Source organism: Rhodovulum sp. ES.010 (assembly GCF_900142935.1).
Taxonomy (GTDB): Bacteria; Pseudomonadota; Alphaproteobacteria; order Rhodobacterales; family Rhodobacteraceae; genus Rhodovulum.
The window spans coordinates 3,694,606-3,721,185 of sequence record NZ_FSRS01000001.1 but is presented as its reverse complement, the minus strand read 5'-3'; the positions used below and the strand labels follow the sequence as shown (position 1 = coordinate 3,721,185).

Sequence of the window (26,580 nt, the reverse complement as noted above, 5' to 3'; positions counted from 1 at the left end):
GGGGCGCGTGCACCCACGCCCTGTTTTGGCGGGGCCCCGGCCGAGTCACATCCGCGTGAGGCGCGCGCTAGCCGCCGAAAGGGAACCGGATTACCGGACGGCAGGAGTTGCGGGCATGCATCGGCAGGAAGTTCCGCCCCGGCCGCGTCACGCCCAAGGTGAGCAGGTCGTCGGGCAGCGCCTCGGCCGCCACGCGGATCTCGGCGTCGGGCGAAACGGTGAAGACGGCGCTCTTGCGCCCTGGGCGGGTATCGCTCGAACCCAGCGGGCGGACGAGATGTATACGCCGCGTCGCGGGGACGTTGAGTTCGTCGATGGCATAGATCCCCGCGGCGCACCACAGATCGCGCCCCGCATCCCCCGGCACGGTGAACACCTCGAACTGGCCGGGAACGGTCGGGTCCGGCACCACGAGATTCCCGCGATAGGTGCGAAGCGCATCGGGGGCCGCGGTCGGCCCCTGCGGAACGCAGGCCGCCAGCAGGAGCGCAGCGGAAAGCGTGAGGGCAAGGCGCATAGGCGGGTCTCCGATGGGCACGACGCCGAGTATATTGGCGCCACCGTGTTTCTGATAAATCTGCACGAGAACACCCCGGCAACGTAGGAAAGGTAATGGCGGGGCGCTGTGCGCTCAACGCGGTGGCTCGATCACCCCCCGCTTCCGGGGCTGTAGCGGGCTCGAAGCCAGCTTGCGCTTACTGAACCAACTACGAACAAACCGATGGAGGAAGTAGTGCCATTTGAATTCAACATAGAAGATACATCTGACCCGCATAGCCAACTGATCCGCTTTCTTCAGCAACTTGAACAGCTTCTTCAAAACATGGTGCTGGAGCAAACGGTGGAGGGACGCCCTATCCACTTCGTCGGCAATATGCGCGGCTACCTGCGCGAGGCCTACCTCGAAGACACACAACCACACTTCCGGATTCTTGAAGGCGCCGTTAAAGACGTCGAGATCGAGAAGCTCCAAAGAGTTGGACTGACTGGCGCGAGTTTACGCGCCAAACTGGCAGCGTTGGTGACCTTGGGACAACGGGTTCGAGACGCGATCGCGGACGCTCTGCGCTACCTACTCGCACAGATCAACTCGATCCTCGGTTCCATCTCGACCGCAACCGCTGGCCTCGCCGATTTGATTTCCGAATTCAAAGACATGCTCGAGAACTGCATTGACTACGTCAGCGGCAAGAACTGAGATCGCTGGATCGACCGCGGCCTCGTTCTCGCGGGACGATTACTGATCCAGGAAGCTCCTCAGCTTCCGGCTCCGGCTCGGGTGTTTCAGCTTGCGCAGCGCCTTCGCCTCGATCTGGCGGATGCGTTCGCGCGTGACGCTGAACTGCTGGCCGACCTCTTCCAGCGTGTGGTCGGTGTTCATGCCGATGCCGAAGCGCATGCGCAGGACGCGTTCCTCGCGCGGCGTGAGCGAGGCCAGCACGCGGGTGGTCGTCTCCTTCAGGTTCTCCTGGATCGCAGAGTCCAGTGGCAGCACCGCGTTCTTGTCCTCGATGAAATCGCCGAGTTGCGAATCTTCCTCGTCGCCGATGGGCGTCTCGAGGGAGATCGGTTCCTTGGCGATCTTCATCACCTTGCGGACCTTCTCCAGCGGCATCTGCAGCTTGTCGGCCAGTTCCTCGGGCGTGGGCTCGCGGCCGATCTCGTGCAGCATCTGCCGGCCCGTCCGGACCAGTTTGTTGATCGTCTCGATCATGTGGACGGGGATGCGGATCGTGCGGGCCTGGTCGGCGATGGACCGGGTGATCGCCTGGCGAATCCACCACGTCGCGTAGGTCGAGAACTTGTAGCCGCGGCGGTATTCGAACTTGTCCACCGCCTTCATCAGGCCGATATTGCCTTCCTGAATGAGATCAAGGAATTGCAGGCCCCGGTTGGTGTATTTCTTGGCGATCGAGATCACCAGCCGCAGGTTCGCCTCGACCATCTCCTTCTTGGCCTGGCGGGCCTCCTTCTCGCCCTTCTGCACCTGGCTCACGATGCGGCGGAATTCCTGGATGTCGACGCCGACATACTGGCCGACCTGAGCCATCTCGGCGCGCAACTCGGCGACCTTGTGGCCCGAGCGCGAGGTGAAGGCGCCCCAGCCGCGGCCGGGCTTCTGCGCCATCTGCTCCATCCAGTGCGGATCGAGTTCGTGACCGCGATAGGCGTCGATGAATTCGCGCCGGTTGATCCGCGCCTCGTCGGCGAGCTTCACCATGGCGCTGTCGATCGACATGATCTTGCGGTTGATCCCGTAAAGCTGGTCGATCAGCGCCTCGATCCGGTTGTTGTGCAGGTGCAACTCGTTCACCAGCACGACGATCTCGGCGCGCAGCTTCTGGTACTCGGCCTCGTCCTTGTCCGAGAACCGGTGCGTCTTGGTGATCGTGGCGTGAATCCGCTTGTCCTGGATTTCGGAGAGCCGCGTGTAATCCTCGGCGATGCGGTCGAGCAGTTCCAGAACGCGGGGCTTGAGCGCGGCCTCCATGGCCGCGAGGCTCATGTTGGCCTGCTCCTCGTCCTCGTCCTCTTCCTCGCGCTTGATCGGGTTGCCGTCGGCGTCGAGTTCGGGCTCGGCCTCCTCGGCCTTGGGCGCGTTCGTGTTGGCCGCGGTGCCGGCGGCGGCCGCCACATCGAGGCCCTGCACCACCGGCTCGTCCTCCTCGCCCTCCATCGACCGGCCGAAGGTGGCGTCGAGGTCGATGACGTCGCGCAGCAGGATGTCTTCGTTCAAAAGCTCGTCGCGCCAGATCGTGATCGCCTGGAAGGTCAGCGGGCTTTCGCACAGCCCAGCGATCATCGTGTTCCGACCCGCCTCGATCCGCTTGGCGATGGCGATCTCGCCCTCGCGGCTCAGCAGTTCGACCGAACCCATCTCGCGCAGATACATGCGCACGGGGTCGTCGGTTCGGTCGAGCGTTTCCGACTGGGTCTGGGCGACCGCCACCTCGCGCGAGGTCGAGGTTTCGACCACCTCGGTGGAGCCCTCCTCGGCCTCTTCCGCGTCCTCGTCAGAATCGATGATGTTGATGCCCATCTCCGAGAGCATGGACATCACGTCTTCGATCTGCTCGGACGACACCTGGTCAGGCGGCAGGACCTGGTTGAGCTGGTCGTAGGTGAGAAAGCCGCGCTCCTTGGCCTCGGCGATCATCTTCTTGACGGCCGCCTGGCTCATGTCGAGCGAAATCTCGGCGTCCTGCTCGTCGGTCTTGGTGTCGTCGGCGTCTTTGGCGGCCATGAAGTGCTCCTTGCAGGGGAGGCTGATTCGCCCGGCAGTGTGATCCGAATCAATAGCGCGAATCGTCGGGAAGGCCACCCGTCGGGCCGGTTTTTCCCGACGATTCCAAGTCGGTTGTGTCCGTGCGGAAGCGCATATGCCCTCCGTCTCCGGAACTGACCCTGCATATGAAGGCTACACGGCATCGCTTTCAAGGCTTGCCGTTGTTTTTCGAGACTTTCCGCCCAAGCAGCGACTCCGACAATTCTCTCCAAACCCTGAGCTCGTCCTTGGGCAACGGCGCGCCGTTCGGCGCGATCTCGATCTCACCGTCTTCCTCGTCGCTCAGCTTGAGCGCTGCCTCGCGCGCGCGGTTCCGTTCGTCGATCCGGTAGGTCAGCGATTCATCCGCCCAGTGGTGGATGTCGTCCTGCGCATGCTGGTTCTCGATCCGCCAGCCCCGGATGGATTGCAGGCACTCGAAGGCCTGACGCACGGCCAGCGCGTTTCGCTTGGGATCACTGCCGCAAGCCGCCAGCGACATCCCGACCTCGTTCCAGACGAAAAGCCGTTCAAGGGCGGCCGGGCCAAGCCGCTCTTCCAGCGCCGCGCGCAGGTCGCCGGCGTCGGTGCGATGGACCGCGGCCAAGAGCGCGCCTTGCACAGCGGCATGCGCCGGCCCGGCGCAGTCGAGTTGCTCGAGATCGGACTCGAATTCTGAAAGGAGCTGCGGGTGCGTGATGAGCGTCGCGAGAATCACGGCCTCGCGCAATTCTTCCTCGAACCGGTCCGGCCCCGCGACAAGCGCGGAAACCTTGGTCGCCGGTCGGGGCGCGGCCGGTACGTCACGCCCCCGCCAGCCCCCCTTGCGCGACGACCCCGGGGCCGGGCGGAACAGCGCCCAACGCAACCGGTTGATCTCTTCACCGTAATGGCGGCGCAACGAGGGGTCCTTGATCCGCGACAACGCCTGGCGCAAGTCGCGGTCGAGCGCGGCCTTGCGTTCGGGGCTGTCGAAGACGCGTCCCTCGGTCTCGCGTTCCCACAGCAACTGCACCATCGGACGGGCGCCCTCGATCAGCGCCTTCATCGCGCCGGAGCCGCCGCCCCGGATGACGTCGTCGGGGTCCTGGCCGGGCGGCATCAAGGCGAAGCGAAGCGCGTGGCCCGCTTCCAGCTCCGGCAGCGCCAGGTCCATGAGCCGCCGCGCCGCCCCTATACCGGCCCGATCACCGTCGAGCGCGATCACCGGCTCGGGGTGAATCCGCCAGAGCAGGCGCAGTTGATCCTCGGTGATCGCAGTGCCAAGCGGGGCGACCGCGGCCCCGAATCCCGCCTCGACCAGCGCGATCACGTCCATATAGCCCTCGGCCACGACGAGCGGCTGGCCCTTGCCTGCAGCCTCGCGCGCCGGGCCGTGGTTGTAGAGGTTCACCCCCTTGTCAAACAGCTCGGTCTGCGGCGAGTTGAGGTATTTCGCGCTGTCGTTCGGGTCCATAGCGCGCCCGCCGAAAGCGATGGCGCGGCCGCGCGCATCGCGGATCGGGAACAGGATGCGGTTGCGGAACACGTCATAAGGCTCGCCGCCCTTGTCCGACCGCCGCGCGAGCCCCGCACCGAGGATCAGGTCCTCGGCCACGCCCTTGCCCCGCAGATGCTCCCAAAGTCCGCGCCAGCCCGGCGGCGCAAAGCCGATCTCCCACTGTTCGAGCGCCACCTCTGCAAGCCCCCGCCGCTCGAGATAGGCCCGCGCCTCGGCCGCCCACCCGGTCTGGAGTTGGAGCCGGTAGTGATGCACCGCCTGTTCCATCACCTCGGCCAGCCGGGTGCGACCGTCGGCCTTTTCCTGCGCCTTGGGATCGCGGGCAGGTACCTGCATCCCGGCCTCGCAGGCCAGAATCTCCACCGCCTCCATGAAACCGACATTCTCGGTCTCGCGCACGAAGGAAATCGCGTCGCCCTTCGCGTGGCAGCCGAAGCAGTAATAGAACCCCTTGCGGTCGTCGACATGGAAGGATGCGGTCTTTTCCTGGTGGAACGGGCACGGGGCCCACATGTCGCCCTTGGCCTGGTTCGACTTGCGCTGATCCCACATGACCTTGCGCCCCACCACCTGCGAAAGCGAGAGGCGATTGCGCAATTCGTCGAGGAAACCGGGAGGCAGACTCATGGGCGCAAGTATCGGCTGCAGGCGTCTTGCTGTCGAGTCATCGGAACCGCCCTGACGCCAACGGAGGCGCGTGCCGCGCGCCCGGTACGGGCGCGCCGAGCCCAACGCTTTGGGTCGCCCGAATGGGCGGCCGAAAGGGGCGGGAGCGCCCCCCTCCCCGGTCACAGCCCCTTCGCCTGGTAGCTCGCCGCGACCCGCTCGATCGCGACCAGGTAGGCCGCCATGCGCAGATCGGGCACGTCGGGCCGTGCATGCCAGACCTCGCGCATCGCCTGGTAAGCGGTGCGCATCGTGTCGTCGAGCCCCGAGCGCACCAGTTCCAGCTCGTCCGCGCCGCGCAGGTACTTCTCCTTGAAATCGGGCCGAGGCGTCCAGGTGCTGCCGAGATGCGCCGAGAGCCGCTCAAGCTCGTCCACCACCAGCTGGTGGCGCGCCTCCTCCTGCCGGCGCTGCATCCGGCCGAAGCGGATATGGCTGAGGTTCTTGACCCATTCGAAATACGATACCGTCACCCCGCCGGCATTGGCGTATAGGTCGGGAATGATCACCGTGCCGCGCTTCGACAGGATCTCGTCGGCGCCTGCCGTGATCGGCCCGTTCGCCGCCTCCACGATCAGCGGCGCGCGGATGCGGCCGGCATTCTCGCGCGAGATCACGCCTTCCAGTGCCGCCGGGATGAGGATGTCGCATTCCTCCTCCAGAAGCGCCGCCCCGTCGCCGACATGCTGCCCGCCCGGGAATCCCTGCACCCCGCCATTGGTTACGATCCAGTGGCGCAACTCGTCGATATCGACGCCCTGAGGGTTCCAGATCGCGCCGTCCCGTTCCCCGACGCCAATGACACGGACACCGTCCTCGTTGGACAGGAACTTCGCCGCGTGGTAGCCCACGTTGCCGAGCCCCTGCACGATCACCCGCTTGCCCTCGAGCGTGCCATCGAGACCGGCATGGGCAAGGTCCGCGGGATGGCGGAAGAACTCGCGCAGCGCGTATTGCACGCCGCGGCCCGTCGCCTCGACCCGGCCCGCGATGCCGCCCGCATGCGGCGGCTTGCCGGTGACGCAGGCGCGCGCGTTGATGTCGGTGGTGTTCATGCGCTGGTACTGGTCGGCGATCCAGGCCATCTCGCGCTCGCCGGTGCCCATGTCCGGGGCGGGCACGTTCTGGCTCGGCGTGATCAGGTCGCGCTTGACCAGTTCGTAGGCGAAGCGCCGGGTGATCTGCTCCAACTCGTGCACGTCCCACTCGCGGGGGTCGATGCAGAGCCCGCCCTTGGAGCCCCCGAACGGGGCCTCGACCACGGCGCATTTGTAGGTCATCAGCGCGGCCAGCGCCTCGACCTCGTCCTGGTCGACCGCCATCGCATAACGGATGCCGCCCTTGACTGGCTCCATATGCTCGGAATGAACTGATCGGTAGCCGGTAAAGGTCTCGATCTTGCCCCGCAGCCGAACGCCGAAACGCACCGTATATGTCGCGTTGCAGACCCGGATCTTCTCGGCCAGCCCCGGCGGCAGGTCCGTGAGGGCCACCGCCCGGCCGAACATCAGGTCGACCGAGTCGCGAAATCCCGGTTCGGGCAACTCCCCCATGGTGTGCCTCCCTTCGCCTTGACCGTCCCTCCACCCTACGCGACGCGCGGCGCATTGCCACCCCTGCGCGGGGCCCGGGCCCGAGGCCGACGGGCGCCGGGCGTTTCGCGCTGTCGGACAATCCGACGCGACGCCGCCCCTGCGTCGAAGGAAAGCGCGGCATTTTAGGAAAACCCGGCCTTTCGCGCCTCATTTTCGCCACAGGTCCGGGGCCTAATAATGCCGCGCCGGAATGTGCGCCGAGTGCGGCCCGAGGGGCCGGAAACCGAGGACGATTTCGATGTTGATTTCTCCCATTCCCCGCGACCGCATCGCCGACGCCGCCTCCCGCACGGCAGCGCAAGGACACCTGGCCCGGTTTCGATCCGACGAGTCCGGAAGCCTGATGATCTTCTCGCTCATGCTCTTCGTGGCCATGCTCTTCGCGGCCGGGCTCGCCATCGATTTCATGCGCTACGAATCGACCCGCGCGCAACTGCAGCACACGATGGACCGCGCGGTCCTGGCCGCCGCCAGCCTCGAACAGAAGCAGGATCCCGAGGCGGTGGTGCGGGACTATTTCGAAAAGGCGGGCCTTGGCGACTACGTGGGCGCCGTGAAGATCGAGGAGGAAAAGTCTTCGGGCACCGCCTCCTTCCGAAAGGTCCGCGCCGTGGCCGGCGCCACGGTCGAACCGATCTTCCTGAACCTCATGGAAGATGTCTTCCGCCCGATGCGGTGGAGCGATGAGGCCCTGGGTCCCGAACACCGCTTCGACAGCATGCCGATCCTCGCCGTCAGCACCGCCGAGGAGGGCATCAGCGATCTCGAGATCTCCATGGTGCTCGACCTGTCGGGGTCGATGGGCGACCCGTCAGCATCCGGCGACACGAAAATCCGGGAACTGCGCAGGGCGGCGAAGGATTTCGTCTATCACATGCAGTGCAACCCCAACGCGACCCGCGGCTCGGGCGAGGCTTGCGAGGTCAAGTACGGCAAGGTCTCGATCTCCGTCATCCCCTATGCCGAGCAGGTGTCCGTCGGACCGGACCTCCTTGGGGAATACAACGTGACGAACGAGCACAACACATCGTTCTGCGTGAACTTCGCCTCCAGCGATTTCACCGAAACCGGCCTGTCGACCACCAGCCTCCTGCAGCGCACCGGCCATTTCGACCCGTGGTACGGCCGGACCTCAACCCCGGACGAGTTCCCTTGCAAGGTGGAATCCTCGCGCTGGATCAGGCCGTTGGAGGACGAGTACACGGAACTTTACGACGTGATCGACGCGCTGGAGCCGCGCGGAAACACCTCCATCGACCTCGGCATGAAATGGGGCACCGTCCTGTTGGACCCCGGCACCCGCGGCGTGGTGGACAACCTGATCGCCAAGCCGGTTGCCGAGGGCTCGACCGAGACGGTGATCGACGCGGTCTTCGAGGGCCGGCCCTACGATTTCGGCCAGGCCCGCAACATGAAGGCCGTGATCCTGATGACGGACGGCGAAAACCGGGAGCAGCATTACCTGAAGCCCGGCTATCGCGCCGGCCCGTCCGAGGTCTGGCATTACAACGAACCCGACTCCGGCAAGAGCGTTCTCGATGTCTACTCGGTCTACAATGCAGACCGTGACCAGTACCGTTGGGTCGACGAGGACGGTCGCGACTACGACAGGTATGACGTCTGGCACGAGTCGGTCTTCGTCGGCGAGGAAGAGTGCTCCGGCTGGGGCGCGTCGCGAACTTGCGTGGGCCCCTCCGGCGAACCCGACCAGATGACCTACCCCGAAGTCTGGGCGAAATTCACGACCCGCTGGTATGACCAGTTCTACTGGCTGGACAACCCCGCGGGCGAAGACGGCACCGCCGTCAAGAACGCGCGCCTGCAGTCGGTCTGCGATGCCGCCAAGAACGAAGACATCCTCGTCTACACGATCGGCTTCGAGGTGGCGAAGGACAGCTACGAAGAACAGGTGATGCGCAATTGCGCGACCACAGTGAATCACTTCTTCCGCGCCGACGGGATGAACCTCTCTGACGTGTTCGGGGCCATCGCGTCGTCCATCAATCAGTTGAGGCTCACCGAATGATCCCCGGACGACGCCTTTTCTCCCGCCTCTCCCGAGCCTTCCGCCGCGAGGACGGGACCGCCAGTATCGAGGTGGTGCTGACGCTGCCCATCGTGTTCTCGATGTTCCTGATGAGCCTCGAAAGCACGATCCTCATGACAAGGCAGATGCTGCTGGAGCATGCGCTGGACAAGTCGATGCGGGGTATCCGGCTAGGCCACTACCCCGGGCTCGACCACGACATGTTCAAGGACATCCTCTGCTCGCAGGCGCATCTGTTTCCCGACTGCCAGAACGTGGTGGCGATCGAACTGACGCCGGTGCCGCCCTCAACCTGGGAACTGCCCGACATTTCGCCGGTTTGCGTCGACCGGCGCTCGACGACGCCGCTGAACCCGGACGACCATTTCGCACAGGGGCCGCAAAACCAGCTCATGATCGTGCGCGCCTGCGTCACGGTCGATCCGTTCTTCCCCGGTGTCGGCCTCGGCCTGCGACTCGAGCAGCATCCGCGCGACGGCTATCAGCTGATAGCCGCATCGGCCTTCGTCAACGAACCCGGCGCGGGGATCTGAGCCATGCCACTCCGCTTCAAGACCCCGTTCACCCGCTTCACCCTGGATACGCGCGGCAGCATGGTGGCCGAGCTGGTACTCGTGATGCCCTTCCTGATCTGGGCGATTCTCGGCATCATCGTCTTTTTCTACGGGTTCCAGCTACGCACGCTGAACGTGACCGGCTCCAACACCATCGCGGACCTGATCAGTCGCCAGCGCGAGGGACCGATCCCGGCCGACGATTTCGAGAACATGGACGAGGTTTTCGGCTTTCTCACGGATACGCCCGACGCGTTGAGCCGGATTCGGGTGACCTTGGTCAAGTGCAGCGCGAATTGCGACCCGGACGACAGCGGGCGCGAACTCGATATCGTCTGGTCCTGCCCCACCGACGACCTCTTGCCGATGACGGAAACCGACCTGTCGAGCACCTTCGAAGCGCAGGTTCCGCTCATGCCGCAGACCGAGCGCGTGATTCTCGTCGAGACCGAGGTCATCTTCAATCCCCCGTTCGCATACGCCATGGCTCCCCAGACAATGCGCAGCTTCATCGCCACGCGCCCGCGCTTCGTGAACGGACTGGCGGTCGAGGACGAGGGTGGACTCTGCTACGTCGCCGGAGACGCCTAGCAGGCCGCTGAAATTCTCTTGCGGCCGGACGGATTTCCCTGACCCTCACCCGTGAGGCCGGCGTCGTCTGTTCTGTGTGCTTGGTCTCGGCCCTGCCTTTGGCGTCAGGCGGCCAGCAGCTTCGGCAGTCTGGCGAGGTTGCAGGCGGCCATGGTGAAGGTGAAGCGGGCGGCGACGCGGTCGAGGCCGCGGTATACGGTCTGGGCCATGCCGCCGACGGTCTTGGCCCAGCCGAAGGGCTCTTCGATCTTCTTGCGGCGCGTCTGGGACAGGGCGTAGCCGGGGTGGCGGGTGGTTCTGCCGTCGATGGCGGAGTGTCGGGCCTTCTGGGCGACATGCGGCGTGACGTGGGCCTGTCGCAGATCGGCGACGAAATCTGCGCTGTCGTAGCCCTTGTCGGCGCCCAGCGTGAGGCGGCGGGTCGAGCCGGGGGAATGGCGGTGGATCATGTCGAGCGCGGCGCGGCGTTCGGCATGGCCATCGGCGCGGGTCAGGTCGGCCTGGACGACGAAGCCATTGCGGTTTTCCATCAGCGCATGCCCCATGTAACAGAGCAGCGCGCCCGTCCCCTGCGACTTGCGGAACAGCCGCGCGTCGGGGTCGGTGATCGAGGCATGGGTGGCGTTGGAGCGCTTCTCGCCGCGGAAGTCGACTTCGGCGTTGCGGTGGCGGCGGCTGGGGCTGGGCATCGGGACGGTCTCGGCTTCGGGCTGGGCAGGGGCGGTGTCGGGGCTGGTATCCTGATCGGTGTCCCCCGGCGGGTCACCCGGCCCGTCCGCGCCGGGCGGGCTGCCCTCGGTCTTCGGCTGGAAGCTCTTCATGGAAGCCCAGGCCTTGATCAGCGTGCCGTCCACCGAGAAGTGCTCGTCTGACAGCAGCGGTGCGACCTCCCGGTGAGCCAGGATCGCGCCCATCACCTTGCGCGCCATGTCGGTGGTCAGCAGCCGGTCACGGTTCTTCGTGAAGACGGTGGGGACCCAGACCGCGTCGTCGATCCCCAGGCCCACGAACCAGCGGAACATGAGGTTGTAATCCATCTGCTCCATCAACTGCCGCTCCGAGCGTACCGAGAACAGGATCTGTAGAAGGCTCGCCCGGATCAGCCGCTCCGGCGGGATCGAGGGCCGGCCCTCCGGGGCGTAGAGCGTCTCGAACTCGGCATCGAGGCTGGCCAAAGCCTCGTTCACGACCCGCCGGATCTGCCGCAACGGATGCCGCGCCGGGATCCGCGCCTCGATGTCAACATAGCTGAACAGCGACCCGCCCGTCTCGTCCGCGCCCCGCATCCCAACCCCTCCGGCAACCGCCCAAGGGGTGAATCACGTCCCTCAACCGACGTCCAGAGCGAGGTTATTCAGCAGCCTGCTAGGACCGTTGACGGTCTATGCGTCAGGAGTCGTCGCCGCCACCGTCGGATTCCGCCCGCTCCGCCAGGAGCGCGCTCAACACCTCGGCCATGGCGCGGGCCTGCGCCGCCGAGGTCACGCCGCCCACGCCCAGCCGACGCCAAAGGCGCCACCAGACTCCCGGCGCCCAGGCCCGCGGCGCGGGCCGCGCCAGGCGGAGGGTGAATCCGTTGGACGGCTTGAGAGCGAACATCCCACGGTCGATCCCCTCGATCTCGCCGATCCCGGCCAGGCGCCGTCCGGCAGTGTCGAACAGCCCCTCGTGGGTGAGACGGAGTGATTGCGCCGTCGCACGCCGCATCGCCTCGGCGAGTCCCAGCATCGCGAGCCCCAGCAGGGCGAGGAAGAACCGCCAGAACGGCTCGGCCGGCGGGCGCATCCCTGCGATGAATAGTAGCAGCGCCCCCAGCCCAAGCGTCACCGAAAGCCCGAAGAGCCGCCGCGGCGCGGACACGGACAGGATGGCGAGCGTCTCGGACATGGATCCCCCGGAAAGACAACGTGTGCCGCTCGTCTAGCGGTCCTGCAGGCCGCATCCAAGTGGCTTGACCGCCGCGCGCGCGACAGGCGTCGACGACGATTCGCGCCGGCGCGCGTCAAGTCCGCGCTGGCGAGACGCGGCGAAAAATCACCTTGCCCGTCGCGTATAACACGCCATGTTTGAGGGGAAGCCAATTCGTTTGGTGGACAGGATCAGGACAGGTGGATCATGACTGACAATCCCAAGACCTTCACGAACCCCGAAGTCGAGACCAAGACCTTCACGAATCCGCAGGTCGAAACCAAGACATTCACCAACCCGGTGGTCGAGACCAAGACCTTCACGAACCCGCAGGTCGAAACCAAGACCATGACCAATCCGCAGCTCAGCACGGACAACCCCACGCCGCTGTCGAACATGCTGAACTGGTCGCTGCTCAGTGGTCGTGCGACGAACGTGGAACTCAAGACCGATGACCCGACCCCGTTCTCGCGCATGATGAAATGGCCGCTTCTGAGCGACAAGAAGACCATGTTCGATACCGAACTGTCGACCCCGGGCAGCAGCTCGAACTCGAGCGACAGCGGCTTCAACAAGTTCATCCGGAGCGTCATGACCGGTGAACCGCAGAAGTGACGGGCGCACAAGCGCCCTACGTCTGACGCCCGGCGGCGTTCGCCGGGCGTTTGCTTTTGGGCCGTCGGCACCTAGGCGCCCACCGCCTGGCGCACGATGTCCCAATACACCTCCTCAACGCGGGCGCGGCTAAGCCGCCCGTCGTCGCGATACCACGTCGTCACCCCTGTCAGCATCGCGATAACCGCCAGTGTGGCAAGCTTGCTGTCGGCAAGGCGAAACACCCCAGCCGCCTTTCCGGCCTTCAGGATGTCCTCCAGTTCGGTCTCGTACCGCTTCCGAAGCGCTTCGATCACCGCGAAATTCCCGCGCTCGAGGTTTCTCAGCTCCATGTAGGCGATGAAGACGGCATCGGGCCGGTCGAGATGGAACCGGATATGAAACCGGGTAAAGGCCTCCAACGCGGCGAGGGGGCCGTCGCCGCGGGGCTCGACCGACCAAGCCGCGAGCAGTTCCTCCAGATGGCTCTCCATCAGGTCGAAGAGCAGCCCCTGCTTGTCGGGAATGTAGTTGTAGAGCGCACCGGCCTGCACCCCCACCTCGGCCGCGATCTGGCGCATCGACACTGCGGCATAGCCCTGCTGCGCGAACAGGCGCTGCGCTGCTTTGCGCAACCGTGGTCCGGTGATTTCGGAATGGGAACCGGAAGTGCGTGCCATGATTCCGAGGGTATATGAACGCACGTTCATTTCAATCCCGGCCGGTCACAGCGACGGCCGCGCCCCGAGCCCCCTCTGCGTCAGCACCGCGCGGTTGCCGCCGGCGCAAGTGCCCCGGCCCCGGCAACGAAGACCGCGATCGCGGTATCGATCCGGCGGGCGAACGCGGCCGGATCGGGCGGCGCGCCATCCGGCGCCAGCAACCGCTCCACCGGGCAGGGCAACGCCATCTCCTGCAGGAGCGCGGCCGCCGTTCCGGTGTCGTCGAGCGCGATTTCGCCCATGGCCACCGCGTGATCGAGTTCGTCCCGGATGAGGCGCCGGATAGCGCGCGGCCCTTCGTCCAACACGCTGCGGGCAAGCTCGGGATGCTCGGGCGCCTCGGCCAGCGCGACGCGCAGCACCTCGAGCGGCGCGGCGCCCGACGACGCCAGACGTTCGGGCGCCAGCAGCAGCCTGAGCCTGCGCGCCAGCGGCAAGGCGTGCTGCTCCGGGCCGAGCGGCGCGACGAAGGTCTCCCGATGCCGGCGGATCAGCGCCGAGAACAGCGCAGTGCGCCCGTCGAACACGGCGTAGAGCGTGCGCTTGGACATGCCCGCCTCGCACGCGACGGCCGCCATCGTCGGGCCCCGAACCCCGCGGGCCATAAGAACGCGCTCGGCCGCATCGAGAATCACCTTCTCACGGTCCTCGGGGGCCATCTGCGGCGGACGGCCCCTGCGCGGTGCGTTACTGCACACCATGTCTGCATCGCCCCCTTCATGGCCACTCAGCGCTCCCGGCGCACCGATTCCGCCTTGCGCGCAGGTCCGGAAGCGAATAACGAAACTTTATGGTTTTATAAATAGCGAGCGCCGACTTTGCCAGCGCTTTTCGCCGCCGCAGGAGCCCCCGCCATGCCCCGCCCGATCCGGCCCCTCGCCGTCCTGATGATCCTCGCGCTCCTGGCCCCGGTCGCCGGCGCCCAAGCCCCCGGTTCGGGACAGGACCGTCGGCCGCCCGCGGTCAGCGTGGTCACCCTTGACGCACAGGACGTGACGGTGACCGCCACGCTGCCCGGCCGCGTCGTCGCCTCGGGCGTCGCCGAGGTGCGCCCGCAGGTCGCCGGCATCATCACCGAGCGGCTCTTCGAGGAAGGTGCCGAGGTCGCCCCCGGCGATGCGCTCTACCGGATCGACGCGGCAAGCTACGAGGCCCAGGTGGCCGCGGCCGAGGCCGCCGTCTCCCAGGCGAACGCCACGCTGAAAGCCGCGCGCAAGGAGGCCGAACGCCTGCAGGCATTGCGCGACCGCAACGTCAGCAGCGAACAGGCGGTGGACGACGCGGTCGCCGCCCGCGACGCCGCCGAGGCCGGGCTGAAAGTCGCCGAGGCGCAGCTATTGGCCGCGGAGATCGAACTGGAACGCACCACGATCAAGGCGCCGCTGGCGGGGGTCGTCGGTCGCTCGCTCACGACCCGAGGAGCGCTGGTCACGGCCGGCCAGGCCGAGCCCTTGGCTGTGATCCGCACGCTCGACCCGGTCTATGTCGACGTCACGATGTCCGCCGCCGAACTCGTCGCATGGCGGCGCGGCCATATGCAGGCCAGTTTGGAAGACGCCGACCGGACGGTCAGCCTGGGCCTGCCGGACGGCGGCGGCTACGACCATACCGGCACCCTGACCGCGGCCGAGCCGCATGTAGACGAGCAGACCGGCGTGGTCGTGCTGAGAATGGAATTTCCGAACCCGGACAAACTCTTGCTGCCCGGAATGTATGTTCAGGTCGAGATGCCGCAGGGCGTGGTCGGGGATGCGGTCCTCGTCCCCCAGGAAGGGGTCAGCCGCGACCGCCGCGGCCGGCCGACCGCGCTTGTGGTGACGCCCGAGAACGTGGTGGAGGAACGCGTGCTGACGGTGATTGGCGATCGCGGCACGGACTGGATCGTGACCGATGGGCTCTCGGACGGCGACCGGTTGATCGTCGCCGGGCTGCAGAAGGTGCAGCCCGGCGCGACCGTCACGCCCGAGGAACGCCAGCCCACGCAAGCCGCAAACTAAGTCCCGGAGCGCCCGCGCATGGCCCGTTTCTTCATCGACCGCCCGGTTTTCGCCTGGGTCATCTCGATCCTCATCATGGGCGTGGGCCTGTTGTCGATCCTCACCCTGCCGGTCGCGCAATACCCGCAGATCGCGCCGCCCTCGGTCAGCGTGCAGGCCTCCTACCCCGGCGCCTCGGCCGAGACGGTTGCCAACACCGTCACCCAGGTGATCGAGCAGCAGATGACCGGGCTGGACGGGTTGCGCTACATCTCGTCCTCCTCGACCTCGGCAGGCCAGGCCTCGATCACGCTGACCTTCGAGACCGGCACCGATCCCGACATCGCCCAGGTCCAGGTCCAGAACAAGCTGGCCCAGGCAACCGCGCTCTTGCCGGAAACCGTCCAACGTCAGGGCGTTACGGTGCGCAAATCATCCGCCGGCTTCCTGATGGTGATCGGTCTGATCTCCACCGACGGTGCGCTCGAACAGGTCGACCTCTCCGACTACATGGTCTCCAACCTCGTCGACGAATTCGCCAGGATCGAGGGCGTGGGCGAGGTGCAGGTCTTCGGCGCACAATACGCGATGCGGATATGGCTCGACCCGTCCAAGCTCGCGGCCTTCGAACTGACACCGTCGGACGTTGTGGCCGCCGTGTCCGAGGAAAACGCGCAGATCTCGGCCGGCTCCTTCGGCGCCCTGCCTGCCCCCGAGGGCCAGCAGCTCAACGCCACGATCACCGCGCAATCGCTCCTGACAAGCCCCGAGGATTTCGAGCAGATCGTGCTGCGCGCCGAGACCGATGGCGGGCTCGTTCTCTTGAAGGACGTCGCCCGCGTCGAGATCGGGGCCGAGAATTACAGCACGATCGCGCGGTTCAACCGCCAGCCGGCCGCGGGCATGGCGATCCGGCTGGCGCCCGGCGCGAACGCGCTCGACACCGCCGAGCGGGTCAAGGACCGGCTGGAAGAGGCGTCGGCGTTCTTCCCCGAGAATGTCGACTACGTGATCCCCTATGACACCACGCCCTTCATCGAGATCTCGATCAAGGAAGTGGTCAAGACGCTATTCGAGGCGATTCTCCTGGTCTTCTTGGTGATGCTGCTCTTCCTGCAGAATCTGCGCGCCACGCTGATCCCGACGCTGGCGGTTCCGGTGGTCCTGCTGGGCACCTTCGGAATCATGGCGGCCTTCGGCTTCTCGATCAACACGTTGACGATGCTGGCCATGGTCCTGGCGATCGGCCTGCTGGTGGACGACGCCATCGTGGTCGTCGAGAACGTCGAGCGGATCATCGAGGAAGAGGGGCTGAGCCCCCGCGAGGCGACACGGAAGTCCATGGGGCAGATCACAGGGGCGCTGGTGGGCATCGCGCTGGTGCTCTCGGCGGTGTTCGTTCCGATGGCGTTCTTCGGCGGCTCGACCGGCGTGATCTATCAGCAATTCTCCATCACCATCGTCTCGGCGATGGCGCTCTCGGTGCTGGTGGCGCTGACGCTGACGCCCGCGCTTTGCGCCTCCATCCTGCGCTCCAAGGACGCGGTGCATTCCAAGCGCGGCCCCTTCGGCTGGTTCAACCGCTTCTTCGAAAAGCTGACGGGCGGCTATGCCGGCTCGGTCGGCTGGATCGTGCGCCGCCCCGTGCGGATCGGGCTCATCTACCTGCTGCTCGCCGCCACGATGGGCTGGCTCTACGTCAAGACGCCAACCGGCTTCCTGCCCGAAGAGGACCAGGGCATCCTCTTCACCCTGATCCAGGCGCCCACCGGCGCCACGGCCGAGCGCACGCTCGACGTGGTCCGGCAGGTCGAAGATCATTACCTTGAGGCCGAGTCCGAGGCCGTGAATTCGATGTTCGGCGTCGTCGGGTTCAGCTTTGCCGGGCGCGGCCAAAATGTCGGGATCGCCTTTGTCCAGCTCAAGGACTGGGACGAACGCAAGAGCCCGGCCCAAAGCGTTCAGGCGGTCGCGGGCCGGGCTTTCGGGACGTTTAGCCAGATCCGCGACGCGATGGTGTTTCCCATCGTGCCGCCCTCGGTGATCGAACTGGGCAACGTCTCTGGCTTCGACTTCTACCTGCAGGCGCGCGGCGGGCAGAGCCACGAAGACCTTCTGGCCGCCCGCAACCAGATGCTTGGCATGGCCTCGCAAAGCGATTTGATCGGCTCGATCCGGCCCAGCGGGCTGGAGGACGCGGCACAGTTCAAGCTGGACATCGACTGGCGGGCGGCCGGGGCGATGGGGCTCTCGGCCTCGGATGTGGGGCAGTTGCTGTCGATCGCCTGGGCGGGGCGCTACGTGAACGATTTCGTCGACCGCGGGCGGATCAAGCGGGTCTACGTGCAAGGCGAGCCCGAGGCCCGCGCGACGCCCGAGGATATCGAGCTCTGGCGGGTGCGGAACGCGTCCGGCGGCCTCGTGCCCTTCTCCAACTTCACCGAGGCAAACTGGGAGTTCGGGCCGCAGGGGCTGAACCGCTACAACGGGGTTCCTGCGATGCAGTTGCAAGGCAGCCCCTCCCCCGGCGTGACGACGGGTGAAGCCATGGCGGAAATCGAGCGGCTCGCCGGCCAATTGCCGCCGGGTTTCGACGTGGCCTGGACCGGGCTGTCACTCGAAGAACGCGAATCCGGCAACCAGGCGCCGCTGCTCTACGCGCTGTCGCTGGCCGCCGTCTTCCTCTGCCTTGCCGCGCTCTACGAAAGCTGGGCGATCCCCTTCGCGGTGATGCTGGCCATGCCGATCGGGGTGCTGGGCGCGCTGTTGGGTGCCTGGCTCGGCGGGTTCGAGAACGGGGTGTTCTTCCAGGTGGCGATCCTCACCGTGATCGGGCTGACCGGCAAGAACGCGATCCTGATCGTGGAATTCGCGCGCGACCGGCAGGTCGGCGGCGAGGACCTTTTCACCGCGGTCCGCGAGGCGGCGCGCCAGCGTTTCCGGCCCATCGTGATGACCTCGATGGCGTTCTCGCTGGGCGTGTTGCCGCTGGTGCTGAGTTCGGGCGCAGGCTCGGGCGGGCGCACCGCCATCGGCTCCGGCGTCCTGGGCGGCACCTTGTCGGCCACCGTGCTTGGGGTGCTTTTCGTGCCGCTGTTCTACGTGGCGATCCGGCGGCTGGCGCGGGGCAAGATGGCCCGCTAGGTCAACCGCAGCACGGCCCCCCGAGCAACGCCGCGGAGGCGATGGTAGACCGGCCCCGGCCCTGCCGCTTGGACTCGTAGAGCGCGACATCGGCCTCGTACAGCATTTCCGCCGCATCGGACCGATCGCAGCGGTTCGACTGTGCGATCCCGATGCTTGCCGACACGCGGGCGGTGATGCCGTCCACATTGATCGGCTGTTCCAGCCGCGCGATCACCCGCCGCGCCATCCCGTCCAACATGACCGGGTCGACGATACCCGCGATGAGAACGGTGAACTCGTCGCCGCCCATCCGCGCCACGAGATCGTGAGGCCTGAACTGCGCGGCCAGCACCTCGGCGACCACGCGCAGCACCTCATCCCCGGTTGCATGACCGTAGGTATCGTTGACGTCCTTGAAATAGTCGAGGTCCACCTGCATCACCGAGAAGTCCTGCCCGTCACGCAGGAAGCGGGCGAGCATGGCGTCGAGCCGACGGCGGTTGGCCAGCCCCGTCAGCGTGTCGGTCGCCGCCTCGGCCTCGGCCGTGACCCGCGCGCCGTTGAGCCGCTGCGCGAGGCGGTGCAACTCGGCGGTCACGGCGGATTTGGCCTCTGCCAGGTAGAGCAGTTCCACCGCCAGGTCGGTGGGCGCGAAATCGCGAAGCGTCAGATCGAAGCGGCCCACCGCCTCGATCAGGGAAATGCCCATCGACAGGTTGAGCAAGGCCCCCTCGCCCTCAGGCAGGCCTACGACCAGCCCTTTGAGCGGGAAGGTCGGCGCCGCGACGAACGCCCCCTTCAGCGGCATGCCTTCGAATGCCAACAGCGCGTCCATGTCGCAGGCCGGGCGTGGCCGGCGCAGGCATACCACCTCGGCGAACGGCCGTCCCAGCACGGCGCCGCCGGCGAACCGCGCGATTGTGGGGCCGCATTGGCGCACCACCCCTTGGCGGTCGAGGCGCAGATGCATCGGCATCAGCCGGTCGAGCGCCGCGGCGTCCAGTGCGACCACCGGCTGGCCAGCCGCCGGATTCGGCAGCGACACCATCAGCCCTGCACCGCCAGCGAGAAGCTGCGCCCCTCGTGAAAGCGCGCGTCGAGCAGCGCGATCTTCAGGGTCGCGCGACCGGGCGCGCGGTCGACCAGGTCGAGAACGGCGAGCGCACCGTAATCGTCGGCCATGGCGCGCAGCATGCCCAGCAGCACGAGTTCCACCCCCGGCCAGCCGCCGAGACAGAACAGCCGGTACCCCGAGTCCGCACCCTCGGCCAGTTCCAGGTCCGGCAGGTGCAGATCGGGTACGGCAAGGCGCACGCGGTCGGGCAAGTCGTCGAGAGAGAACAGGAATTCCTCGAAGGTCTCGCCGCCGAAACGCATCAATCGTCGCACAGCCTCCAGTGACCCGCCCGAAACGAGGAAGGTGCCGAGATCCTCCAGCAGCATGTCGCGGGGCACGTCGACCTGGCGACATGCGGCCGCGATCAGGGCCTCGGTCACCGAGTCGTCATAGGTCATCATCGGCTCGAACCCGCCTGGGTCCGCACCGGCGGCCCGCGCCACGCAGGCCCAAGAGTCGTTGCCATATGTATCGCGCAGAAAACACTCGATCGCGCGATTGATGAGACCTTGCATATTCGGCGGCTCCTGCCGGTTCCCGCATTGAAATACGGCGTCAGAGTGGCGGGAAGGACTTAAGAAATGGCAAAACCCGCCGGCTCTAGCGACCGAAGAAGAGGGTGCGTCCCGACACCTCGAGCGCGTTGAGCGTCAGCGGGGTGAGCCGGAACTCGCCCGCGATCAGGGCGTCGATGGCCTCGTCCGCAGCGCTGTAGAAATCGCCCCCCGACAAGAAGTCGGGCGTTCGCATCGCAAAGCCGGCTCCATCCTCGGTGGGGAAATAGGCACGCACAAGCAGCGTGCCGACCGGGTTGTGCGCGACGATCAGCACCTCCTCACCCGGTCGGGGTTCCGAGAAATCCGCGACCAGCGCGACGCAGCCAGGGTTCCCGCCTTCGGTGCGATAGTCACAGGCCCGCGCGATTTGCTGAAGCTCCCAGAGCCGAAGGCTGGACAGCAGGCCCTTGGGAAGCGTCCGGCCCTCGGGACGCACCACGAGCCGCGTTGCGAGGTCGGTGGCCAGCGCAGCGACGTCCCCGGTTTCGCCGCTACGCTCGAAGGCATAGCGGCTCTCGGCCACCTCGAGCGCCGCAAGCCGTTCGGCCAGACGCGCCGCATCGGGCCGGTCGGTCATGCCGGCAAGACGGTCAAGGGCCGTCTGGCCCGCGTGCCCCCACTCCCGCCCGATCGACCAGAGGTCGAGGTCATCGGCCGCAGCCCCGCTGCGGTAACGCGTTACCTGGTTCTCCGCCGACAGGCGCTGCAGATCGAGCAACGGCGTGAAGAAGGCAGCGACAAGGGTCATCGCCGCCGCAGCCATCCAGACATTGGCGCGCCGGATCCGCGCCGCCCAGCCGGGCCCCACCAGGACGGCACCCGCATAGGCCACGCCGTAGCCGAGGGCGAGCACCGCGAGCGCGGCCGCGACGATGCGGTCGGGACTCAGGCCGTATTGGTCGATGCGCAACCAGACCGCGAAGGCCGCCAGGCCCGCGACCGCGGGCAGCAGCAACGCCATCAGCCGGCAGCACCAGCAGGTGAACCCGCCGGGCACGCGACGTTCTTCGGTGGCGTCCAGCCCCGTCGAGATCAGGGTCGCTGCGCCGAACGCCATGGCCAGCAGCGTCGCGGCGGCCGAAAACTGCCCGAACAGGTTGGACAGCCCCTGGACGGGCAGCGCCACGAGAAACACCGCCAACACGACCAAAACCACCGGCAGCAGCAGGCGCAAGAGCTGCAGAACGAGATCGGGAGACACGTAGTCGGACAACTCCCCCACAACCGCGAGGGCCACGCCGAGGGTGAGGCCGCTCAGCAGGTAGGGCACCGGCTCGGCATCGATCAGGCGCTCGATGATGTCGATCCCGACCAGTTCCAGAAAGGCGTTCGACAGGAACAGGACCCCCCAGACCAGCCCGACGAAGAGCCAGGCCGCAGCAAGGCGCACGACGATCAGCCACGACTGGGTAAAGAGCACCTCGTAGTCGCCGGGCCGGATACCGCGCCCAATCAGCGTGATCAGGAAGGGAAGTGCGAGAAACAGCAACAGCGCGAAGGCGACCCATGGATGATCCGTGGCGAGATAGGCCGGCACCGAGTCAAAGCGGAAGCTCGCCCAGACCATCAGCATGGAAAGCGGCAGGGCCAGCACAAGCGCGCCCCCGAGCGCCGGACCAAGGCGCAGGGGGCCAGACAGGGCCAGGGCGGCGGGGAAGAAGGCCGCTCCCAGCGCCGTCAGCGCCAGAAGGACGCGCGGGGCGCCGGCCAGGGGATCGGGCAGCACCTCGAACAGCACCCACGCCGCGACCCCGGCAAGGAACCCCAGGACGCCGAGCGCGATCCGCCCAGGCGCGGGGCGTGTACCCGCTTCATCCATCGCCAGCCTCCCGATCCGAGTCCGGCGCCACCATAGCCCGCACGCCCATGGCGCGGCCAGAGGGGCGGACCGCCAAAAGGGTCACAGGGGAGGGCAGACCTCTCCCTGATCCTTTTCGCATGGTTTTCAAAGGCGTTACCGGTGCCCGCCGCGGGCGCCCCTCAATCCGCCCGGCAGCCGAGGGCCATGCGCCCGTGCGCGGCGCAGCGCGCCCGGTTCGATGGGATGTCACACCCTCGGCCGCCCGATGTGCTCGGGCCGGACCCTGCAGCAGCTGTCAGTTCACGCCGCGCCGCTCAGTCCGCCGCGTGCCGGTCGAGCAGGTCCGGCAAGCCGCCGATATCGTCGAGTATCGCATCGGCGAGGTCGGCCAGCTCTTGCCGGGTCGCGGGGCCGGTCAGCACACCGACCGCCGCCATTCCGGCGGCACGCCCCGCGGCCAGGTCGTGCCGGCTGTCGCCCACCATCATCACCTCGTCCGGGACCCGCCCGGTCGCGGCGGCAAAGGCCAGAAGCTGCCCTGGCGCCGGCTTGGCCCCGTGCCCACTGTCGCAGCCCGCAACGAAAGCGAACCGGCCGGCGATGCTGGCCGCGGCAAGATGCGCGTGCGCCGGTCCCTCGGCCTCGTTCGTGGCCACCCCGAGCGCCAGCCCCCGCGCCCGCAGTTCGTCCATCAGCGGCGCAAGGGGCACCGCCGGGCGCATCGTCGCCCGCGCGGCTTCCGCATTCAGCCACACCAACAGCTCTTCGGCGCCAACCCCAGGCAAATGCGGCAGCATCTCGGCCACGATCTGCTCGGCCGTACCGGCGATCGCGGGGCTTTCGGGACGGAACCGTCCGGCCCCCTCATCGAAACCGACCGCCGCGGCGAGCGCCCCGCGCCGGCCGGCATCCCCCTGCGCGAGCGTCTCCAGCACGCCCGCCGCCCACGCGCCCCAGCTCGCGTGGAAATCGAAAAGTGTGCCGTCCTTGTCGAAGAGAATCGCCGTGATGCGTCCCATGCTACCGCTCCTCAAGCTGCCGCGCGCGTCATGCCGCCCGCGGGTCCGACGCACAAGCGCCCGCTCACGTCCAGTGAGGGTCGGCGCCGCCCGGAAACGCGGCGCGCGCCTGCATCACCGCTTCACCCGGCAACCGCTCGGCCTCACAAAAGGCCCGTACCCACGCATCGTCCATCAGCAGGAAATCGAGCACCGCCGCGAGGAAGTCGGGATCGTCCGCGCGCGCCCTGAGATCCGCCTCCGATGCGCCCGTTGCGCCCAGGAAGACCGGCAAGAGCTCGTCATTGCCCACGAGCCAGGCCAGCGCCTTGAGCGCGACGATATCGGCGGTTTCCCGCATGCCCCCTATCCTCGCGATCCGCGTTAAAGGGTTTGTTAACACTTACGGCCCAAGAGTGAACATGGAAAATGCCAGTAAAAAGTTCTCCTTATTCCCCGTAGAGGAGTTCCGCCGATGTCCCGGCGCATCCTGATCGTTGACGACGTCGCCACCAACCGCATCGTGCTGAAGGTGCGGCTGAGCGAGGCGCATTACGACGTCGTCCAAGCCCGCGATGCCGCAGGGGCGATCACCGCCGCACGCCGGGACCGGCCCGACCTGATCCTGATGGACATGACGCTGCCCGACATGGACGGGACCGAACTCTGCCGGCGGCTCAAGGCGCATCCCGAAACCGCCGGAATCCCGCTGATCGTGGTGACCGGGGCCTGCTCGACAGAGACGAAGATGCGCGCCCTCGAAGCCGGCGCCGACGAGTTCCTGTCGAAGCCTCTCGACGAGATGATCCTGTTGGCCCGAGTCCGCAACCTTCTGCGCGCCCGCGAAACGGCCGAGGAACTGGCGCTGCGCAACGGCACCCATCGCGCGCTCGGCTTCGCTGAGGCGACCGAGGGCTTCATGCCGCCGGCCCGCGTGGCGCTGATCGCTGCAACCCCGCGCAAGGCGCTTGCGTTGCGCGGCGCGCTTGCCCCGCGCATCTCGGATACCCTTTCGGCGATGACCCGGGCGGAGGCCCTGACCCCGCCCGCGGACGCGCCCGCACCGGATTTGTTCGTGATCGACGCGGAACTTTCGCCGGACGGGGCCGGGCTCCGGCTGGTCAGCGAGTTGCGCGCCAATGCCAATACACGGAACGCGGCGATCCTCGTGGTGGTGCCCGACGGCGCACCGCAGACCGCCGCCATGGCGCTCGACCTCGGCGCGAACGACCTGATCGCGACCCCGGTCGCCCCCGAGGAACTGGCCATCCGCATCCGCACGCAACTGCGCCGCAAGCAGCAGGCCGACCGGCTGCGGGCGACGCTGGAGGACGGGCTCAGGCTTGCGGTGATCGACCCGTTGACCGGGCTGTTCAACCGCCGCTACGCGCTGCCGCACCTGGCGCGGATCGCCGAGCGCGCGGCCGAGACCGGACGCGGCTACGCGGTGATGCTGCTCGATCTCGACCGGTTCAAGCGGGTGAACGACCGTTACGGTCACGCGGCGGGCGACGCAGTCCTGGTCGAGGTGGCGCGCCGGGTGAAGGACAGCCTGCGCCCAGTGGACCTCGTCGCACGGATCGGCGGCGAGGAATTCCTGGTGGCCCTGCCCGAAACGGGCTTCGAACAGGCCTGCGCCACGGCCGAACGTCTGCGCACGCTGATCGAGCAACGCCCCGTGACGCTGCCCGGCGGGGCGGGTGAGATCGGCGTGACGATCAGCGTCGGCCTCGCCTTCGGGCGGGACAAGACACCGGCGGCCGGCAGCGCCGACGTGGAGGCCGAGATCAACGCGCTCATGGAGCAGGCCGACCGCGCGCTTTACGGCGCCAAGGCGTCGGGGCGCAACACCGTCGAGATCAGCCGCTCCGCCGCCTGACGCAGGGCCGCCTCAGGCACCGCGCCTTGGCGACGGGGCCATGTCCTTCCAGGATGCCACCTAATGACGGTCCGCAACGACGCTGACGGACCCGTCGAAACGCCGATGTCTCCTAATGCGCGACGCCCGTTCCCCCCGGGACGCCCCGCCGAGGCGCTGCGCCGGCCCCGTGGCCGCCGCCGTCCGGCAAGGCCGTTGGCTCGAATGCGCGCGACGGCGGGCGCGTCCCTACGGGCCGCGGTGGCCGCGGTCGCGGGGCGGGCCGCGTCGCAACACCTCCTCTAGCCGGTCGGCAAAGGCCGACCGTTCCTCCGGGCTCATCGCAGCGACCCGCTCCAGCATCAGCCTGCGCGTCAGGCCCATCTGATCGCGCAGGCGCGCCTGTTGCGCCTGGAGCGCGGCTTCGACGCGGGCCTGGTCGAAAGGTTCGGCCCGCAGCGCGGCAAGGACGTCGCGAAACCCGGCCCGCACCCCCTCGCGATTGGCGCGGAGCCGCGGCGCCTCGGCCCGCAGCGCCGCGCGCAGCGCATCGCGATCCGGCGCGCTGAAGGCCCGGCCGTAGGGTCCCAGTTCCCCCGGCCCGAAGGACGCCCCGCGCGGGCCGTCATGCCGGTGACCGAGCATCGCGCCGCCGATCATGCCGAGAACCAGAAGGTTCAGCGCGAGGCTCGCCACCAGCGCGATGCGCACCCATGCCCGCGTGCGCGGGGCCGCCCCGGTCTTGTCCGTTTCCGCCACGCTCATCCCTCCGCCAGATATCCGTCCAGGCTCGGCATCATATCGGCGATGCCGTAGCCCCCGCCCAGCATCGCCGCGCGCACGGTGTCGATCCCGCCCGGCGCGACATACCCGATCCAGAGGCCGACCACGCCGGCGGTCGCCAGACCGCCCAAAGCCGGCCAACCGCCGAGGCCGGTGACCAGCCCCGCCAGCACGCCCCGGCGCGGGACCGGCCCGATCACGCCCGCCGACCGACCACCGGCCTCTGTTATCGCGTCATCCATTACCCGCGCGAGCAGCGCGTCCGGCGGCGCAGGACGCGCCGCGCGGCCCGCCTCGAACAGGGTCTCGAGGTCCTCGTCGGTCAGTCGCCTGTCAGTCATCTTCGAACCCCAACTCCTTTCGGCGCACGACCAGCCCGGCCGCGAGAGCCCTCTTGCCCCGGGCCGTCAGGCTTTCCACCGCCTCGGTGCTGATCTCCATGATCTCGGCAATCGCGGGGTTCGATAGCCCCTCCAGATGCCTGAGGATCACCGCCTGTCGCTGCCGCTCGGGCAACCCGGACAGCCCCGCCGTCAGCGCCTCGGCCCGCGCCGCCTGCAACAGCCGCAATTCCGCCGGGGGCGCCCCGTCCTCCGGCTCGGGGATCGTGTCGAGCCTTTCGCCCCGCCGCCGACGCAGCCGGTCGGTGCAGAGATTGGTGACCACACGGTAGAGCCATGTCGTCACCTTCGCCTCTCCGGCACGCCAGTCCGGCGCAATCCGCCAGAGCCGCAGCATTGCCTCTTGCGCCACGTCCTCGGCCTCGGCCCTGTCGCCCAAGAGCTGCGCCGCATAGCCGAACGCGCGCGGCGTGAACCGCAGCGTCAGGAAACGCGCGGCTCTCGCGTCGCCCCGCCCGCAGGCGGCGAGCAGCGCCTCGTCGCTTTCCTCGTGCCCGGAAGCATCGAAAGGCATCTCCAT

General features: G+C 67.5%; 24 protein-coding genes. 8 read left to right on the top strand and 16 right to left on the bottom strand.

The genetic code is table 11. The features are described from left to right. Positions 1-67 precede the first annotated feature (67 nt). Positions 68-517 (bottom strand): hypothetical protein, encoded by a 450-nt coding sequence (locus BUR28_RS18365; protein WP_074221438.1) that lies wholly within the window; start codon positions 515-517, stop codon positions 68-70. Between the two features lie 216 nt (positions 518-733). Here BUR28_RS18365 and BUR28_RS18360 point away from each other — a divergent pair, with 216 nt between their 5' ends. Further along, positions 734-1,198 (top strand): hypothetical protein, encoded by a 465-nt coding sequence (locus tag BUR28_RS18360; RefSeq protein WP_139307617.1) that lies wholly within the window; start codon positions 734-736, stop codon positions 1,196-1,198. A 39-nt stretch (positions 1,199-1,237) separates the two neighbouring features. On the opposite strand, the gene rpoD is transcribed toward BUR28_RS18360, so the two are convergent. The 3 genes from rpoD to BUR28_RS18345 all read right to left on the bottom strand — a co-directional run bounded on the left by rpoD (position 1,238) and on the right by BUR28_RS18345 (position 6,985). After that, complete coding sequence (gene rpoD, locus BUR28_RS18355; protein WP_074221436.1) at positions 1,238-3,244, bottom strand: RNA polymerase sigma factor RpoD; 2,007 nt, start codon at positions 3,242-3,244, stop codon at positions 1,238-1,240. A 190-nt stretch (positions 3,245-3,434) separates the two neighbouring features. Beyond that, positions 3,435-5,393: a DNA primase gene (gene dnaG, locus BUR28_RS18350; RefSeq protein WP_074221435.1), complete on the bottom strand. Its 1,959-nt coding sequence runs from the start codon at positions 5,391-5,393 to the stop codon at positions 3,435-3,437. A 161-nt stretch (positions 5,394-5,554) separates the two neighbouring features. Next, entirely contained in the window at positions 5,555-6,985 is a 1,431-nt protein-coding gene (locus BUR28_RS18345) for a Glu/Leu/Phe/Val family dehydrogenase (RefSeq protein ID WP_074221434.1), read from the bottom strand. Positions 6,986-7,265: 280 nt separating this feature from the next. Here BUR28_RS18345 and BUR28_RS18340 point away from each other — a divergent pair, with 280 nt between their 5' ends. The 3 genes from BUR28_RS18340 to BUR28_RS18330 are packed head-to-tail and all read left to right on the top strand — an operon-like array spanning position 7,266 to position 10,219. Beyond that, positions 7,266-9,053 (top strand): TadE/TadG family type IV pilus assembly protein, encoded by a 1,788-nt coding sequence (locus tag BUR28_RS18340; protein WP_074221433.1) that lies wholly within the window; start codon positions 7,266-7,268, stop codon positions 9,051-9,053. Then, the gene (locus BUR28_RS18335) at positions 9,050-9,607 is read left to right on the top strand and encodes a TadE/TadG family type IV pilus assembly protein (protein ID WP_074221432.1); all 558 of its coding nucleotides are present in this window, start codon (positions 9,050-9,052) and stop codon (positions 9,605-9,607) included. Before BUR28_RS18340 ends, BUR28_RS18335 begins: the two co-directional genes overlap by 4 nt. 3 nt (positions 9,608-9,610) lie before the next feature. Then, positions 9,611-10,219, top strand: a complete 609-nt coding sequence (locus BUR28_RS18330; RefSeq protein WP_074221431.1) for a TadE/TadG family type IV pilus assembly protein — start codon at positions 9,611-9,613, stop codon at positions 10,217-10,219. 104 nt (positions 10,220-10,323) lie between these two features. On the opposite strand, the gene BUR28_RS18325 is transcribed toward BUR28_RS18330, so the two are convergent. After that, on the bottom strand, positions 10,324-11,505 hold the full coding sequence (locus BUR28_RS18325) for an IS5 family transposase (RefSeq protein WP_074219678.1): 1,182 nt from the start codon (positions 11,503-11,505) through the stop codon (positions 10,324-10,326). A 103-nt stretch (positions 11,506-11,608) separates the two neighbouring features. Next, complete coding sequence (locus BUR28_RS18320; RefSeq protein WP_074221430.1) at positions 11,609-12,106, bottom strand: hypothetical protein; 498 nt, start codon at positions 12,104-12,106, stop codon at positions 11,609-11,611. A 228-nt stretch (positions 12,107-12,334) separates the two neighbouring features. Between BUR28_RS18320 and BUR28_RS18315 the strand changes: the two genes are divergently transcribed. Then, positions 12,335-12,742 carry a hypothetical protein gene (locus tag BUR28_RS18315; protein ID WP_074221429.1) on the top strand — a complete coding sequence of 136 codons (408 nt, stop codon included), beginning with the start codon at positions 12,335-12,337 and terminating at the stop codon, positions 12,740-12,742. Between the two features lie 71 nt (positions 12,743-12,813). On the opposite strand, the gene BUR28_RS18310 is transcribed toward BUR28_RS18315, so the two are convergent. Continuing rightward, entirely contained in the window at positions 12,814-13,401 is a 588-nt protein-coding gene (locus tag BUR28_RS18310) for a TetR/AcrR family transcriptional regulator (RefSeq protein ID WP_074221727.1), read from the bottom strand. An 80-nt stretch (positions 13,402-13,481) separates the two neighbouring features. Further along, positions 13,482-14,102, bottom strand: coding sequence for a TetR/AcrR family transcriptional regulator (locus BUR28_RS18305; protein ID WP_175566979.1), 621 nt, complete (start codon positions 14,100-14,102; stop codon positions 13,482-13,484). 195 nt (positions 14,103-14,297) lie between these two features. On the opposite strand from BUR28_RS18305, the gene BUR28_RS18300 reads away from it, so the two are divergent. Then, entirely contained in the window at positions 14,298-15,440 is a 1,143-nt protein-coding gene (locus tag BUR28_RS18300) for an efflux RND transporter periplasmic adaptor subunit (RefSeq protein ID WP_074221427.1), read from the top strand. A gap of 18 nt (positions 15,441-15,458) precedes the next feature. After that, entirely contained in the window at positions 15,459-18,563 is a 3,105-nt protein-coding gene (locus BUR28_RS18295; protein ID WP_074221426.1) for an efflux RND transporter permease subunit, read from the top strand. 1 nt (position 18,564) lies between these two features. On the opposite strand, the gene BUR28_RS18290 is transcribed toward BUR28_RS18295, so the two are convergent. From BUR28_RS18290 to BUR28_RS18270, 5 genes are all read right to left on the bottom strand, one after another. After that, on the bottom strand, positions 18,565-19,593 hold the full coding sequence (locus BUR28_RS18290) for a GGDEF domain-containing protein (protein WP_074221425.1): 1,029 nt from the start codon (positions 19,591-19,593) through the stop codon (positions 18,565-18,567). Next, on the bottom strand, positions 19,593-20,177 hold the full coding sequence (locus BUR28_RS18285) for a heme NO-binding domain-containing protein (RefSeq protein WP_074221424.1): 585 nt from the start codon (positions 20,175-20,177) through the stop codon (positions 19,593-19,595). The genes BUR28_RS18290 and BUR28_RS18285 overlap by 1 nt, the downstream gene beginning before the upstream one ends. 85 nt (positions 20,178-20,262) lie before the next feature. Then, positions 20,263-22,038 (bottom strand): DUF4153 domain-containing protein, encoded by a 1,776-nt coding sequence (locus tag BUR28_RS18280; protein ID WP_074221423.1) that lies wholly within the window; start codon positions 22,036-22,038, stop codon positions 20,263-20,265. A gap of 296 nt (positions 22,039-22,334) precedes the next feature. Further along, positions 22,335-23,039 carry an HAD family hydrolase gene (locus BUR28_RS18275; RefSeq protein ID WP_074221422.1) on the bottom strand — a complete coding sequence of 235 codons (705 nt, stop codon included), beginning with the start codon at positions 23,037-23,039 and terminating at the stop codon, positions 22,335-22,337. A 64-nt stretch (positions 23,040-23,103) separates the two neighbouring features. Then, the gene (locus BUR28_RS18270; RefSeq protein WP_074221421.1) at positions 23,104-23,379 is read right to left on the bottom strand and encodes a DUF3572 domain-containing protein; all 276 of its coding nucleotides are present in this window, start codon (positions 23,377-23,379) and stop codon (positions 23,104-23,106) included. A gap of 114 nt (positions 23,380-23,493) precedes the next feature. Here BUR28_RS18270 and BUR28_RS18265 point away from each other — a divergent pair, with 114 nt between their 5' ends. Further along, positions 23,494-24,897, top strand: coding sequence for a diguanylate cyclase (locus tag BUR28_RS18265; RefSeq protein ID WP_074221420.1), 1,404 nt, complete (start codon positions 23,494-23,496; stop codon positions 24,895-24,897). A 228-nt stretch (positions 24,898-25,125) separates the two neighbouring features. Here the strand turns inward: BUR28_RS18265 and BUR28_RS18260 are convergent, their stop codons facing one another. From BUR28_RS18260 to BUR28_RS18250, 3 genes are read right to left on the bottom strand one after another with little or no spacing between them, the layout of a single operon-like run. Beyond that, entirely contained in the window at positions 25,126-25,641 is a 516-nt protein-coding gene (locus BUR28_RS18260) for a periplasmic heavy metal sensor (protein ID WP_074221419.1), read from the bottom strand. Continuing rightward, a complete protein-coding gene (locus BUR28_RS18255; RefSeq protein WP_074221418.1) occupies positions 25,638-26,000 on the bottom strand; it encodes a hypothetical protein in 363 nt (120 codons plus the stop codon). The genes BUR28_RS18260 and BUR28_RS18255 overlap by 4 nt, the downstream gene beginning before the upstream one ends. Continuing rightward, positions 25,993-26,580 (bottom strand): RNA polymerase sigma factor, encoded by a 588-nt coding sequence (locus BUR28_RS18250; RefSeq protein ID WP_074221417.1) that lies wholly within the window; start codon positions 26,578-26,580, stop codon positions 25,993-25,995. Before BUR28_RS18250 ends, BUR28_RS18255 begins: the two co-directional genes overlap by 8 nt.

What these genes read in the sequence shown, in the direction of transcription:
- BUR28_RS18365 (WP_074221438.1), bottom strand. Translation starts at nt 517, where the DNA reads ATGCGCCTTGCCCTCACGCTTTCCGCTGCGCTCCTGCTGGCGGCCTGC.
- rpoD (WP_074221436.1), bottom strand. Translation starts at nt 3,244, where the DNA reads ATGGCCGCCAAAGACGCCGACGACACCAAGACCGACGAGCAGGACGCC.
- dnaG (WP_074221435.1), bottom strand. Translation starts at nt 5,393, where the DNA reads ATGAGTCTGCCTCCCGGTTTCCTCGACGAATTGCGCAATCGCCTCTCG.
- BUR28_RS18345 (WP_074221434.1), bottom strand. Translation starts at nt 6,985, where the DNA reads ATGGGGGAGTTGCCCGAACCGGGATTTCGCGACTCGGTCGACCTGATG.
- BUR28_RS18340 (WP_074221433.1), top strand. Translation starts at nt 7,266, where the DNA reads ATGTTGATTTCTCCCATTCCCCGCGACCGCATCGCCGACGCCGCCTCC.
- BUR28_RS18335 (WP_074221432.1), top strand. Translation starts at nt 9,050, where the DNA reads ATGATCCCCGGACGACGCCTTTTCTCCCGCCTCTCCCGAGCCTTCCGC.
- BUR28_RS18330 (WP_074221431.1), top strand. Translation starts at nt 9,611, where the DNA reads ATGCCACTCCGCTTCAAGACCCCGTTCACCCGCTTCACCCTGGATACG.
- BUR28_RS18325 (WP_074219678.1), bottom strand. Translation starts at nt 11,505, where the DNA reads ATGCGGGGCGCGGACGAGACGGGCGGGTCGCTGTTCAGCTATGTTGAC.
- BUR28_RS18320 (WP_074221430.1), bottom strand. Translation starts at nt 12,106, where the DNA reads ATGTCCGAGACGCTCGCCATCCTGTCCGTGTCCGCGCCGCGGCGGCTC.
- BUR28_RS18315 (WP_074221429.1), top strand. Translation starts at nt 12,335, where the DNA reads ATGACTGACAATCCCAAGACCTTCACGAACCCCGAAGTCGAGACCAAG.
- BUR28_RS18310 (WP_074221727.1), bottom strand. Translation starts at nt 13,401, where the DNA reads ATGGCACGCACTTCCGGTTCCCATTCCGAAATCACCGGACCACGGTTG.
- BUR28_RS18305 (WP_175566979.1), bottom strand. Translation starts at nt 14,102, where the DNA reads ATGGCCCCCGAGGACCGTGAGAAGGTGATTCTCGATGCGGCCGAGCGC.
- BUR28_RS18300 (WP_074221427.1), top strand. Translation starts at nt 14,298, where the DNA reads ATGCCCCGCCCGATCCGGCCCCTCGCCGTCCTGATGATCCTCGCGCTC.
- BUR28_RS18295 (WP_074221426.1), top strand. Translation starts at nt 15,459, where the DNA reads ATGGCCCGTTTCTTCATCGACCGCCCGGTTTTCGCCTGGGTCATCTCG.
- BUR28_RS18290 (WP_074221425.1), bottom strand. Translation starts at nt 19,593, where the DNA reads ATGGTGTCGCTGCCGAATCCGGCGGCTGGCCAGCCGGTGGTCGCACTG.
- BUR28_RS18285 (WP_074221424.1), bottom strand. Translation starts at nt 20,177, where the DNA reads ATGCAAGGTCTCATCAATCGCGCGATCGAGTGTTTTCTGCGCGATACA.
- BUR28_RS18280 (WP_074221423.1), bottom strand. Translation starts at nt 22,038, where the DNA reads ATGGATGAAGCGGGTACACGCCCCGCGCCTGGGCGGATCGCGCTCGGC.
- BUR28_RS18275 (WP_074221422.1), bottom strand. Translation starts at nt 23,039, where the DNA reads ATGGGACGCATCACGGCGATTCTCTTCGACAAGGACGGCACACTTTTC.
- BUR28_RS18270 (WP_074221421.1), bottom strand. Translation starts at nt 23,379, where the DNA reads ATGCGGGAAACCGCCGATATCGTCGCGCTCAAGGCGCTGGCCTGGCTC.
- BUR28_RS18265 (WP_074221420.1), top strand. Translation starts at nt 23,494, where the DNA reads ATGTCCCGGCGCATCCTGATCGTTGACGACGTCGCCACCAACCGCATC.
- BUR28_RS18260 (WP_074221419.1), bottom strand. Translation starts at nt 25,641, where the DNA reads ATGAGCGTGGCGGAAACGGACAAGACCGGGGCGGCCCCGCGCACGCGG.
- BUR28_RS18255 (WP_074221418.1), bottom strand. Translation starts at nt 26,000, where the DNA reads ATGACTGACAGGCGACTGACCGACGAGGACCTCGAGACCCTGTTCGAG.
- BUR28_RS18250 (WP_074221417.1), bottom strand. Translation starts at nt 26,580, where the DNA reads ATGGAGATGCCTTTCGATGCTTCCGGGCACGAGGAAAGCGACGAGGCG.